Annotated in this window: 9 protein-coding genes; 8 read left to right on the forward strand and 1 reads right to left on the reverse strand. The window is 48.3% G+C overall.

Annotated elements, in window-relative coordinates:
* Positions 1-486: 486 nt before the first annotated feature.
* Both NRI27_RS13435 and NRI27_RS13440 read left to right on the forward strand, forming a co-directional pair.
* Positions 487-5,550: a S8 family serine peptidase gene (locus NRI27_RS13435; protein ID WP_371391169.1), complete on the forward strand. Its 5,064-nt coding sequence runs from the start codon at positions 487-489 to the stop codon at positions 5,548-5,550.
* A gap of 216 nt (positions 5,551-5,766) precedes the next feature.
* A complete protein-coding gene (locus NRI27_RS13440) occupies positions 5,767-6,372 on the forward strand; it encodes a 3'-5' exonuclease (RefSeq protein ID WP_371391170.1) in 606 nt (201 codons plus the stop codon).
* A 382-nt stretch (positions 6,373-6,754) separates the two neighbouring features.
* On the opposite strand, the gene NRI27_RS13445 is transcribed toward NRI27_RS13440, so the two are convergent.
* Positions 6,755-7,153, reverse strand: a complete 399-nt coding sequence (locus NRI27_RS13445) for a hypothetical protein (RefSeq protein WP_371391171.1) — start codon at positions 7,151-7,153, stop codon at positions 6,755-6,757.
* 187 nt (positions 7,154-7,340) lie between these two features.
* Here NRI27_RS13445 and NRI27_RS13450 point away from each other — a divergent pair, with 187 nt between their 5' ends.
* From NRI27_RS13450 to NRI27_RS13475, 6 genes are all read left to right on the forward strand, one after another.
* Entirely contained in the window at positions 7,341-8,321 is a 981-nt protein-coding gene (locus NRI27_RS13450) for a nuclease-related domain-containing protein (RefSeq protein ID WP_371391172.1), read from the forward strand.
* A 23-nt stretch (positions 8,322-8,344) separates the two neighbouring features.
* The gene (locus tag NRI27_RS13455) at positions 8,345-8,794 is read left to right on the forward strand and encodes a GNAT family N-acetyltransferase (RefSeq protein WP_371391173.1); all 450 of its coding nucleotides are present in this window, start codon (positions 8,345-8,347) and stop codon (positions 8,792-8,794) included.
* Between the two features lie 830 nt (positions 8,795-9,624).
* On the forward strand, positions 9,625-9,945 hold the full coding sequence (locus NRI27_RS13460; RefSeq protein WP_371391174.1) for a YhdT family protein: 321 nt from the start codon (positions 9,625-9,627) through the stop codon (positions 9,943-9,945).
* Positions 9,942-11,384, forward strand: coding sequence for a sodium/pantothenate symporter (panF, locus tag NRI27_RS13465; protein WP_371391175.1), 1,443 nt, complete (start codon positions 9,942-9,944; stop codon positions 11,382-11,384). Before NRI27_RS13460 ends, panF begins: the two co-directional genes overlap by 4 nt.
* Before the next feature lie 1,177 nt (positions 11,385-12,561).
* Positions 12,562-13,476, forward strand: a complete 915-nt coding sequence (locus NRI27_RS13470; RefSeq protein ID WP_371391176.1) for a DMT family transporter — start codon at positions 12,562-12,564, stop codon at positions 13,474-13,476.
* Between the two features lie 84 nt (positions 13,477-13,560).
* Positions 13,561-14,643: a CAP and S-layer homology domain-containing protein gene (locus tag NRI27_RS13475; RefSeq protein WP_371391177.1), complete on the forward strand. Its 1,083-nt coding sequence runs from the start codon at positions 13,561-13,563 to the stop codon at positions 14,641-14,643.
* The last annotated feature ends 15 nt before the right edge of the window (positions 14,644-14,658 follow it).

Here is a 14,658-nt window from a genome sequence, read left to right on the forward strand (position 1 = left end):
AAACTTTCCCAAAACACCGCATAATTCCCTGAAACGCCGCATAACCGCGCCAAATGCCGCATAACGCCACTCCCTCTAACCAACCCCTTAATTAGTCAAAAGCATTCAGCGCGACCATCAATCCTGCCAACAGAACTCCACCCGCGGACAAAGAAAACCGCATAAAATGCCCAAACGCGGCATAACTTCCTCAAACTCCGCAAACTATCCCAAAACATCGCATAATTCCCTGTAACACCGCATAATCCCGCCAAACGCCGCATAACGCCCGCAAAAACACCACCAAACCCAACCACTAGTAGCATCCTCACAAATGCCACAAAATTCCTCCCACCAACGAACTACCAGCACACTAAAAAAACCAACACCTTCGAACGATTTTTCTGAAATATCGCATAGTGCAACAACAATCGCTATTTTCAATCTACTTTCGCTATGCTATGTTGTGAGAGAACACTACTAAACTCACAAGGGGGAAATGGTACTGTGAAGAAACAAAATTTCACGAAAATGCTAAGCGCACTACTAGCATTCATACTCGTGCTCTCACTCGCCACACCATTTGCAGCATCCGCCAACACGGACCTGCCAAGCGGCACACAAACGAGCGAAACAGCACACAACACCAAAGCTTTCAAAGACAAACTCTCTGACGAAAGCACACTGCAACAAAAAGCCGTCATCGCCGAACAACTCAACCTAATCGGCGGCGAAGCAACACTACACGAGCAACTCCAAAAACTTTCAGGGAACGAACAAATCCCAGTCATCATCCACTTCTCTGAACGCTCGGTAGCACTCGAAAAAGGCATCAAAAAACTCAACGGCAAACCATTTAGCGCCACGGAAGAAAAACAAACCAAACAAAAAGTCAAAAACCAACAAATCCGTGCCAAAAAAGAAATGGTCACCAAAGGCATAAAATTCAACGAAGGCTACACATACGACACAGTACTTAACGGCATGTCAGGCACTATCAAAGCCGACGACCTCGAAAAACTACTCGAAGTCTCAGGCGTCACGCTGATCGAACCCGACACAACCGTCACAGCATTTGAAACAAGCAAACCAGCCAAAACAAACTTGAAAAAACCAACTCCATCAGACAATAAACTTCAAGAGAAAGCACCAAATAAACAAGCAACACCAGCCATGGACACAAGCATCGGCTTCCTAGGCATCGAAGCACTATGGGCAGAAGGCTACGAAGGACAAGGCATCAAAGTCGCCGTCCTCGACACAGGCATCGACCCGGATCACCCTGAATTCCAAGGCATCTACAAAGGCGGCAAAAACTTCGTCCCACACACAGGAACGGACTACGCTCGCCCACGAGCAGCGGACGACGCATCCGAAACATCACCACTCGATCGACCGGATCACCGCCCTGAATTCAACGAACGCGGCAGCTCCTTCTACACATCACACGGCACACACGTAGCAGGAACCATCGCCGCAATCGGCAACAACGAATACGGCATCAAAGGAATCGCACCAAAAATCGACCTCTACGCATACCGCGTACTCGGCGCATACGGCAGCGGCTCCACATCCGGCATCATCAAAGCAATCGACACAGCCGTCATCGAAGGCATTGACGTCATCAACCTATCACTCGGCGGTGGCGCAAACTCCGAAACGGACGGCGCATCATTCGCCATTAACAACGCCATGCTCGCAGGCACAATCTCAGTAATCGCAACAGGAAACTCAGGCCCGAACCGCGGCACAATGGGCACACCCGCCACATCCCGCCTCGGCATCGCAGTCGGTAACACAACAAATCCGGAAGCACGCTATTTCGGTGACGCAGCCATCACAATCGGAGACTACAACCTCTCCAAAACACTGAACCTGATGGGCACAACATTTGGCCAAGACCTTGCCACACAACTGAACGGCGAATATAGCCTCATCGCAGTCCCAGGCGTAGGAAAATCATCCGACTACGCAGGACTCGACGTCAATGGAAAAGTCGCACTCGTCTCCCGCGGCGAAATCCCATTTGTCGACAAAATCGCAGCTGCAAAAGATAACGGAGCAGTCGCAGTCATCGTCCACAACTTTGCAGGCGGCTCAAACGCACCAGGCCCGTCCGGCACATTCCTCGGTGACGCATTCGAATTCATCCCGACATTCGACATGTCCCAAACCGACGGAGACGCAATCCGAGCGGCATTAACACAAGCAGAAGGCACCATCACATTCAGCAACTTTGACAACACACTCACAACCGGCGACGACGTCAACAACTCAAGTTCCCGTGGCCCATCCACACCGAACTTCGACATCAAACCCGACGTCACAGCACCCGGCACCAACATCATGTCAGCAATTCCGATGTACAAAGCAGACTTCCCGGAAGCAACCTACGAACACGCCTACACGCGCAAAACAGGTACTTCCATGGCTACACCTCACATTGCGGGAATCGCGGCATTAGTCAAGCAAGCGAATCCGACATGGAACGCCTTTGACGTCAAAGTTGCCCTGTCCAACACAGCAAAAGTCTTGGACACTAGCAAGTACGACGTATTCGCACAAGGAGCCGGCCGCGTACAAGCCTACCAAGCTGCACACCCGGAAATCCTTGCGTACAGCATGGACACGGCAAACAACGACGGTGAAACAGTCGAAAACCTAAAAGGGACCGTCACATTCGGCCCACAATCACTTAAACAAGCGATCTCTGTCAACAAGCAGATCCTCGTCAAAAACGAGAACGGCAATGGCGGCACATACAACGCAACCGTCGAAGTGACAAAAGGGTTCGCGGATGCAACCGTCACCATCGACAAACCGACGTTCACACTAGCAGGCGAACAACTGCTCAACGTCACGCTCACAGCATCCGCCAACACGAACGCAAAACCTGGCGATGAAATGCTCGGCTACATCCACATCACAGGTGGCAGCACCGTCGCATCGTTACCTTTCGCAGCTGATTTCGGCGGGGAAGCAGCAGCTGAAGTAAAAGACATGTCCATCACGGAAACAGACCTTAGCTTCAACGGTGACGGCGTGAAAGACGAAGCAATGCTTTATTTCACCATCACAGGTGACGTCGGTCTTAACTTCGTCGAAATCTGGGACATCATGAACCCGACAGGCGGTACGTATGAAGACGGCTACATCGGCTACTTGCATGCAGGTTCGAGCTTAGGTGCAGGTTCCTACCAGCTACCAATCCGCGGCCAATACAACCCGTGGGATGGAACAGGCGCAACAACAATTCCTGACGGCCTCTATACAATTGATTTCTCTGGCCAAACCGTATCCGGCAACCCACCAGTCATCGGTGACTACGTCGGGCCAGTCGTCGTCAAATCGACAGCAGGTACTGTCACAGGAACAATCGAAGGCACAACAGCAACAGGCGCAATCGATGACGCCTACATCATCTACCAACAAGAACTCGTCAACTACAACTTGGGCTACGACATTAACACGAAACTACACGCAACATACGAAGTGAAAAACGGAGAAGAAGTCGTTGCATCCGGTCCAGTTACGTTAGCACAAGACGGCACATACACATTCGAACTGCCGAATCTGGACAAAGCCAATCACACCGTCATCGTCATGTACGAAGACGCAGCTGGCAATAAAGCCGAAGCCGTCATCTACAACGCTGGCGACCAAGTGGACGACCAAATCACGTACACACTAAACGAACAAGCACTCGCCCTGCAAACTGGCGACACAGCACAACTGACACTAACAGAAACAACAACAAAACCGGACGGCACAACAACGGACAAAGACGTCACAGCAAACGCAACCTTCACATCAGCTGACGAAACGGTCGCAACCGTCCAAAACGGCACCGTCACTGCAGTCGCAGCCGGAACAACCGAAATCACTGTCACATACAACGATTTCACCGCTGCCGTAACGGTTGAAGTAACAGAACAACCAACCGGCGAAGAAACCGTCACGTATACAGTGAACAAAACGCAAATGGTCCTAGGCGTTGGCCAACAAGAACAACTTTACGTCACTGAAACAACTGTAAAACCGGACGGCACAGTAAGCGAAAAGGACGTCACAGGACACCTTCGCTACAACGTCGTCAACAACACGTACGCAACGGTCCACAAAGGACTCGTCACAGCAAAACAAGCAGGCAAAACCCAAGTGCGTATTTTGATTCCGAATCGCGACCCAATGTACGTCTATTTGGAAGTGAAAGACCTTCCGCAAAACACGGTCACATATTCTGTCAATAAAACACACCTCAACATCGGTGTCGGTCAACAAGAACAACTGTACGTGACAGAAACAACCGTCACACCTGAAGGGGACGTAACAGAAAAAGACATTACCGGCTTTGCGAGCTACAAAGTGATCGATAACACTGTCGCAACTGTCAAAAAAGGTCTCGTCACAGCAGTAGCACCTGGCCAATCACAAGTGCGCATCACAATTCCAGACAAAGAAACACTATACGTCTACTTGACAGTGGAGGACGTCCCACAAGATGTCGTCACATACACACTGAACAAAAAGGAATTGACAATGGAAGTCGGCCAGCAGGAGCAACTTCGCGTCACCGAAACAACGGTCACTCCTGAAGGTGAAACAACCGAAAGAGACGCAACTGCACAAACGCGTTTCAACGTCGTCAATAACACACTTGCAACGGTTCAAAAAGGACTAGTCACAGCACACGCACCAGGCAAAACCCAAGTTCGGGTTACACTCCCAAATGGCGACATAACACTCGTCTACTTGGAAGTGAAGCAACCTGCGCAAGAAACCGTAACCTATGCAATTAATAAAAACGAACTCACACTGGAAGTAGGGCAAGAGGACAACCTTACTGTCGTTGCGACAACAGAGCACATCGACGGCAGCACAACAATTACGGATGTCTCTGAACAAGCATCCTACACAGTAGCTGACCCGACAATCGCCTCCGTAACACGGGGCATCGTCACTGGCCAGCAACAAGGCACAACACAAATCACCGTCAAATACGCGGACTTCACCGCAACAGTCAACGTTACCGTCCAAGCACCAGCAGGGCCGGACACAATCACTGTCACAGAAGAAAGCATCGCGCAATACTTGAACAACAAAAAAGCAAAACAAATCATCATCGACATCACCGAATTTACCGATGAAAAACACATCGTCATCGAACAAGCACTACTGAAAAAAATCGAGAAATCCGAGAAAGACGTTGTCCTCCAAATCGCTGGTGCAACCTTCACATTTGAAGACGACGCAATCGAAGAACTACGCAAACAAACAAAAGGCGACCTCACCATCGTCATCAGCCAAGCAGACGGTAGTGAAATCAAAAACGCCATCTCCGACATCTTCACACTCGCCTTCTATAAAGGCACAGGAGATACGAAACAAGCTCTCAACAAACTTGACGAAGAAATCGAAATTACACTACCAATCGACACAACGAAAGTAAGTTCCAAAAAAGTAGCCGTACTGGATCTTTCAACGAACAAAAAACTAAAAGCCAAATACAAAAAAGGCAATCTCGAATTTGAAACAAAACAACCAGGCAGCTTCGTTGTTATTAACGACTAAACATTATTAAGAGCCGCGTGATGCACTGTACGGATAGTGCCTCACGCGGTTTCATTGATGACAAGCTAAAAAATCCCTTAATTATTTAAAAGGATAGCCATTCTCCTGTTGAACTTTTCACAAAACCTCTTGCATCGCCTAGTTTATAAAAGATAGAATCGTGTAATAGAGAAATAGATGAAAAATCATTGAATCGGAAAAGGATGTGCCTCGAAGATGAGCAAAAAAGCGTCCGAACTATTACAGCATAAGCAGAACATCCAAAACTGGAGCGCACGAAGAGCTACCCAACAAAGAAACTATAAAACAACGACGAAATCCGTTCGTAATTACGTCGTGCTCGATTTTGAAACGACTGGATTCCGAGCTGGTGCAGACCGAATCATTCAAATTGGAGCACTCAAGTACATCGATCACCAACAAACCGAAATCTTTAGCACGTTTATCAACCCGGAACGTCACATACCACACAAAATTACGCGACTTACCGGCATCTCAAATGAAATGGTTCAATGGGCACCAACAATTGAAAATAAAATACACGAACTCATCGAATTCATAGATCATTTACCCATCGTAGCGCATAACGCTCCCTTTGACATGGGTTTTCTATATGCCCTCAATAACCATGAAGGCATCTCAATCCCACAATACACAGTCATCGATACTGTCAAACTAGCACGCAAAACCATCACCGAAACACCCAATCATAAACTAGGCACACTTGCCAACTACCTACAACTCGAACACGACGCACACGACGCAATCGGCGACTGCCTAGCCACCGCCGCCATCTACCAATACTGCACAATAACCGCCTGAACAAAAATCAGGCGGTTATTCCCATCCCAATTCAAGTATCCACAAAAACCCATAAACACCGCATAACCTCAAAACTACAAATCCCCGCCAACCAACCCCTTAATTTGTCAAAAGCATTAAGCGCGACAAAATCCATCCCCCTCAAAAATCCACCCGCGGAAAAAGAAAACCTCATAAAAACAAAGAACGCCGCATAACTCCCTCAAACACGGCAAACTTCCTCCAAACACCGCATAACTCCGCCAAACGCAGCAAAACCGCCTCAAACAAGCATAACCTCAAAACTAAAAATCTCCGTCAATTAACCCCTTAATTTGTAAAAAGCATTCAGCGCGACAAAATCCATCCGCCCTCAAAAATCCACCCGCGGAAAAAGAAAACCTCATAAAAACAAAGACCGCCGCATAACTCCCTCAAACACGGCAAACTTTCTCCAAACACCGCATAACTCCACCAAACGGCGCAAAACCACCTCAAACACGGCAAACTCCTTCAAAACGCCGCAAAACTCCCTCAAACACCGCATAACCTCAAAACTACAAATCCCCGCCAACCAACCCCTGAATTTGTCAAAAGCATTAAGCGCGACAAAATCCATCCCCCAAAAAATCCACCCGCGAAAAAAGAAAACCTCATAAAAACTAAGAACGCCGCATAACTCCGTCAATCGCCGCATAAACGCCTCAAACGCGGCAAACTCCTTCAAAACGCCGCATAACTCCACCAAACACAGCAAAGCCGCCTCAAACGCAGCATACTTCTCAACAACGCCGCATATCACCCTCCACCCAACTCATTTTCCAAAATTGCTCCTCAAAAATCCCGCCAAAACAACGCATAAACACCCCGAAAAACGCATAACATCAACCAATCACATCAAATTGTGTCTTTTTACACCAAAATAAGAACTTGCACCAAACCATTCCCATCCCGAACAAAGCAAGCTACACTAAACAAGAGGTGAAAAAATGCTATACAAAAACCGAACAATGCCAAACGACTTACAAGGGTTAATCGCCTTGGACAAGCGACTTCCCAACCACCACGAAAAAAAGCATGCCGTACAAAAAGAACTATACAACTGCGAAGCAGGATACAAAGGGGAACTCGAATTTGACAAAGCCATGCTCGACTTCGAACCCGACTATCCATACGCACTGTTGCACGATCTCTACTTGCACACCAACGGAAACTATTTTCAAATCGACTCACTGCTAATCACACCGAGCGCCATCACCATCATTGAAGTGAAAAACTTCGCCAACAAAACAGTCATTACCGAAAATCCAACCCAATTCATCAAAGTCTATCGAAACGGTGACCGAAAAGTACTGAAAAACCCAATCGAAGAAGTCCAGCGAAAAACAAAATATTTGAAGAATTGGCTCGCCCAACACAACATCCAGATCCCCATCGAAAGCCTCATCATCTTCACACACACCAACGAACTCGCCTTCGAAAACTCGCAGCTCCCAGTGAAAATTTTATTTACTTACGAAGCCGCCGACTACCTAGCTGCACAACCGATCACCGAACACATCCTTGACAAACCCGCAATACAGCACTTGGCAATGAAATTCAATAACCAACACAAAACCTACAACCCATTCCCGCTACTGAAGATTTACAACATAAATCCTCAAGACATCTCAACGGGCGTCTTTTGTCCAGCATGCAATAAAATCGGAATGCGTTGGGAAAAGAGGAAGTGGAATTGCAAGCAGTGCGGCCACACAAGTAAAAGCGAACATGAGCAAACAATAAAAGAGTGGTTCATGCTCATCAACCCGCAAATCACGAATCGGCAACTTCGCTATTTCCTACAGCTACCAAGCCGCCACGTTGCTCAAACATTGCTCGCCAAATCCAATCTGCAGCTTCGAGGTGAAAAACGGGCGGCCCACTATATTTTACGAAAAGAAGGGAAGTCACCAATTCCCGTCGAATAAACAGCTTGAAGAGGGGGATGCAATTGAACATCACACTAGAAAAAGTCACACAACAAAACATTAGAGACTGCGTTCAGCTAAACGTAGGAGAATCCCAACAAGAATTCGTCGCAAAAAACGTCAACACCATCGCATGGGCATACGTCGATCCAAACTTTACACCGTATGCAATCTGTCACGACAGAACCGTCATCGGCCTACTCGCAATAGAGGACATTCCCGACAATGAACCATACGATCGCTATTGGATTCCACGCTTCATGATTGGCGAGCAATTCCAAGGAAAAGGCTACGGCAAACACGCAATGCAAGCAGCCATCGACATGCTTTCCGAGAAAGCCAACTGCGAACGCATCCGCCTATCCGTCTGGCCCGAAAACCCAGGAGCCATCGAATTCTACAAAAAAGTCGGCTTCATAGTCACGGACGAAATGCTCGAAGACGAAATCGTAATGGACTACTACCCAAAATAAACAACCAACTAGCAAAATCAACCATCCATGAAAAAGACCGCTTGAAAGCAAGTAGCAAACTCGCCCTCAAGCGGTCTTTCACTTCACAACCCCCGAATACCTCTCCAGAACTCAGCATAACTCTGCCAAACGCCGCATAATTTCGGAGAACGCGGCATACTCCAGCCAAACGCCGCATACTTCTCCAAAACACCGCATACTTCTCCAAAACACCGCATAATCCCACCAAACGCGGCATAACCACCCAAACTCCAGCAATCCGCCTCCAGCCAACCCCTTGATGGTTAAGTGCATCCATTCGCGACCACTACGCCAAAGCACAACAAACACCCCGCGAACCCAACAATCCCCGAATACCTCTCCAGAACTCAGCATAACTCTGCCAAACGCGGCAAAACTCCCTCAAACGCCGCATACTTCTCCCAAACTCCGCATAATCCCGCTAAACGCGGCATACTTCTTCCAAAAGCCGCATAACCACCCGAACTCCAGCAATCCACCTCAACCCAACCCCTTGATGATCAAGTGCATCCATTCGCGACCACTATTCCAAAGCACAACAAGCACCCCGCGAACCCAACAATCCCCGCATACCTCTCCAAAACTCAGCATAACTCTGCCAAACGCGGCAAAACTCCCTCAAAAACCGCATACTTCTTCCAAACACGGCATACTCCCGCAAAACGCCGCATAACTCCACGAACTACCGCATAACTCCAGCCAAACACCGCATAATCCCAAAAACCCCCGCATAACCAATAAAAATCCTGTATAATCAACCCAAGAAAACAAAATCACTCAACCAACAAAAAAAGAAAGGAGCATCTACCATGCAAGCCGACCAACAAAAAAACACCTACAAACCCGATCCGCGCTTCAAAATCGCTCACCACGAAGCAAAAATCGGCATTGCACTCGCCATCTTCAACTTCATCTGGTGGTTCGGATTCGCCTACGGACTCGGCAACCGCCCACCCGAAGAATACACATACACATTCGGCCTGCCCAACTGGTTTTTCTACAGCTGCGTCATCGGCTTCATCCTGATGTCCGCACTCGTCATCGTCATCACAAAATACTTTCTAAAAGAAATCCCGCTCGACGCAGAGCCTACCGAAACCCAGCCAAAGGAGGATTCACCGAAACTATGAATAGCCAAGTCATCATCCCGCTCATCATCTTCCTGATCGCGATCTTCGCCATCGGCTTCATCGCGTCCAAACAAATGAGCACAAATGGCGGATTCCTCCAAGAATACTTCCTTGGCGGACGCGAACTCGGCGGCTTCGTCCTCGCCATGACAATGGTCGCCACATACGGCAGCGCATCCAGCTTCCTCGGAGGCCCCGGAACCGCCTACACAGTCGGTTTCGGATGGATCCTGCTTGCTATGAGCCAAGTCGTCACCGGTTACTTCGTCTTGCTCATCCTAGGAAAAAAATTCGCTATCCTAGCACGAAAATACAACGCCGTCACGATGATCGACTTTCTAAAAGCCCGCTATAATAGCTCGGCCGTCGCGATTCTATCAGCCCTAGCCATCATCATCTTCCTATTTTCCGCCATGACCGCACAATGGGTCGGCGGCGCACGGCTCATCGAATCGCTAACCGGCCTCCAATACACATCGGCGCTCTTCATCTTCGCCATCTCCGTCCTCGTCTACGTGACCATCGGCGGATTTCGCGCAGTCGCACTCACAGACGCCGTCCAAGGAGCCATCATGGTCGTCGGAACACTCATTCTCCTCATCGGCGTCATCATTGCCGGCGGGGGAATCCCGGCCATCATGCAAGACTTACTCAACGAAAACCCGAGACTCGTCACACCATACGGAGCAGAAGGCACCCTCACACCCGCCTACATATCCTCATTCTGGATACTCGTCGGCGTCGGCGTCGTCGGACTCCCACAAATGGCCATCCGTGCCATGAGCTACAAAAGCTCACGCGCCATGCACCGGGCACTCGTCATCGGCACAATCGTCACCGGCTTCATCATGCTCAACATGCACCTCATCGGCGTCTTCGCCCGCCCCGTCATGCCGGGCATCGAGGTAGGGGATAAGGTCATTCCGTTAATCGCGTTGGAAGTATTGCCCCCGTGGCTAGCGGGCATAGTGCTCGCGGCACCTATGGCAGCAATCATGTCAACCGTGGACTCGCTTTTATTACTAGTAAGCTCAGCCATCGTCAAAGACGTATACCTGAACTTCATCAAACCTGAAGCACCCGAAAAACAAGTAAAACAACTGAGTATCGGAATCACAGGCCTCCTAGGAATCATCGTCTTCCTCCTAGCCCTGCAGCCACCCGACCTACTCATTTTCTTGAACCTATTCGCATTCGGAGGACTTGAAGCCGCCTTCATCTGGCCAATCGTCCTAGGCCTCTACTGGAAATACGGCAACAAATACGGCGCTATACTCAGCATGCTCACCGGCATCGCCAGCTACATCGCGATCCACTTCTACAACACAACAAACGGCAATTTACTCGGAGTACACACCGTAACCGTACCAATCGTACTCTCCCTAATCGCCTACATCATCGGCTCCCTCGCCATCCAGCGAAAAGCCTTCAAATTCTAAACCAAAAGCGGGGCCAACAGCCCCGCTTTTCTAATCAATATCAATGATCATCCAAACACCGCATTACTCCCAAAAACGCGGCATATTTCCTTCAAACACCGCATAACCTCTGCAAACGCAGCAAACTTCCTCCAAACACCGCATAACGCCAACCAATCCATCCATCTCAAACAAGCCCTTAATTTGTCAAAACCCATCAGGCGCGACACAAAACTTCAACACTCAGAAACCTTTCGCGGAACTTTGCGTACTCGTCCATAACTCAACACGGATGACTAAAAGGTAATAAAAATGAGATAACACTATAAATATGCTACACTTAACATATACTAAAAAAGACCGAGCGTCGGACAACGCTCAGTCAATTACAGCGAACATCCGCAAGAAGTGCGGTTGGCTAGTAGAGCATAAAGTAACCCCATCCCACTTTGGCCAGTGTATTGGATGGGGTTATTTGTTTCTAGTGGTAAACAATACAATAATTGCTACTACAGTTGTGACAGCAGTAGCAATAGCTACAAAAAACTGAATTAATACACTTATAGCCTAGTATGTCCCCATTTTATCACCCCCTTTCACGGGAGTGCCAACCTTCCATCCAACTATGTCGCTGTAAATTTTATTATACCATTCTATGTTAATTGTAGCGAACAAACATTCTTGTTAGTGGAGAATAAAATTTCATACATAATTCCCCCAATCCTATCGTACAACGTATATTTTATGCCGTTATAAGCCATTACCTGTTCTAGTTCAACAGAATATTTTATTCCAAATGACCATTAAACGAAGCCATTAATTTGTCAAAACCCATAAGGCGCGACAAGTAACCTCCATCACTCAGGAACCTCCACGAAACAGAAAAACTCTTTCCCGCACACCGCAAAAATTCCTCAAACGCAGCAACCTTCCTCCAAACTCCGCATAACCTCTCGAAACGCGGCATAAATTCCTCCAAACGCCGCATAACCTCGCGAAACGCGGCATAATTCCCGCAAACGCCGCATACTTTCACAGAACGCGGCATAACTCTGCCAAACGCCGCATAACCTCGCGAATCGCCGCATAACTCCACCAAACACCGCATAACCGCCTCAAATCCCAGCAAAACCCCCAAAAAACCAAAAATCTATGCTAAACTAAATCCCACAAACAACAGAAAGAAGGCGCACAATCCATGTGGAAACTATACGCACTCCTCACAACCACAATGCTCATCTGGGGACTCAACCTCCCCCTACTCAAATACATGCTCACCATCATGGACCCCGTCACAATGACCGCATTCCGCATCCTCACCGCAGGAATCGCCGTCTTCATCATCCTGAGCACATTCAAACTCGTACGCCTGCCAACCAAACAAGAATGGCCATACATCATCGGCGGCGCAGCACTCAACGTCGTCATGCACCACTACTTCCTCAACATGGGACTCTTTAGAACAACCGGCACAAACGCCGGACTCATACTCGGAACAGGCCCCGTCCTAACCGCCATATTCACAGCACTCATCCTGCGCAACTACCCAACCAAAATCCAATGGCTCGGCGCAATCGCAGGCTTCATCGGCATCGGCTCCGTCGTCCTCGCAGGCGGAGAAGGACTCAACGGCCTCAAACTCGGCGACACATTCGTATTCCTATCGATCCTTGCCCAAGTGCTCTCGTTTTTGGTAATCGCGAAGGCAGCAAGAACGCTTGACCCAAGGCTACTCACCGCGTACATGTTAACAACAGGCAGCCTCCTGCTCATCGTCATCAGCTTCATTCAGGAACCCGGTGAAATTGCAAAATTCGCTACTGTTCCGCCAACATTCTGGGCAGCATTCGCAGCAAGCGGCATCATCGGAACAGCCGTCGGACACATGCTCTACAACTACTCACTAGGAAAAGTCGGTCCAGCTAAAGCCGCCATCTTCATGAACCTAAACACGCTCTTTTCACTAACAGGCTCAGCCCTCTTCCTAGGCGAAATCATCACAGGACGCCATCTCATCGGCTTCCTACTCATCATCATCGGTGTCATCCTCGGCTCAGGAGCGGCGGAAGACCTATGGAAAAAACGAAAACTCAAAACAGCCCAAGTAAAATGACAACTATCGCCCTGTAAAAACAACTACAAAACTCTCCGATGTTTAGAAATAAGAGATCCATTTCTAACAAAGGAGAGTTTCTTTATGAATAAAACCATCGCAACAGCCATCCTTACCCTAATGTTATTTCTCACAGCAGTCATCCAACCCGTACAAGCTGCAACATTCAAAGACGTCCCGCAAAGCCACTGGGCATACGATGCAATCAATAAAATGTCCAATAAAGGCATCATCAACGGGTACGCGAACGGCAACTACGAACCGAATGAATTAATTACCCGCGCCCAATCAGCGAAAATCGTCGCGCTCGCCATCCAAGCAAAACCAACAGCCGACTTCACACCGTCCTTCAAAGACGTTGTCAAAACAAATACATTCTACAACCACATACAAGCACTTACACAACGAGAGATTTTCCATAATGGAACAGCCTTCAAACCAAATGACTCATTAACAAGGGGGCAAATGGCCAAAATCATCGCACGCGCATACAACATCACGCTCGATGACAACGACCTCATCCAATTCAAAGACGTCCCGAAATCATACGGCTTCCATCCCTACATCACAGCAATCGCGGAAGTAGGCATCACAAAAACAAAAGAGGGCACTTCATTTCTTCCAAATGAACCCGTCACTCGAGTGCAAATGGCTGCCTTCATCCAACGTGCAAACGAATTCCAAGCAAAGCTGCAAACCGGTGAAATCTACTATGATGCAACACAAAAGCGTTACATCGATAAAACCTACTCAATCCCAGCACCACCGAACACCGAGTCAGCACAAACAGTGAGCGACCAAACAATTAATTTGGTCAATAAAAACCGTCAACAACAAAATCTAGCAACATTACAGCACGACAAAAACCTATCTGCAATCGCCAAAAAGAAAGCCGAAGATATGGCAACCAAAAACTACTTTGCGCACGTTTCACCTACATACGGATCTGTAGGGAACATGCTCGACCACTTCAACTACAACTGGACATCATACGGCGAAAACATCGCAAAAGGCTACAAATCACCTGACACAGTCGTCGACGGATGGATGCAATCACCCGGACACCGCGCAAACATTCTCCAACCCAAATTCAAAAACATCGGATCCGGCTACGCAACCGACCCAACCGGCACCACCTACTGGGTCCACCTCTTCTCAACAAACTAAACAACAACCCGGACT

It is taken from the genome of Sporosarcina sp. OR05 (genome assembly GCF_041414805.1).
In the GTDB taxonomy this organism is placed as follows: domain Bacteria; phylum Bacillota; class Bacilli; order Bacillales_A; family Planococcaceae; genus Sporosarcina; species Sporosarcina saromensis.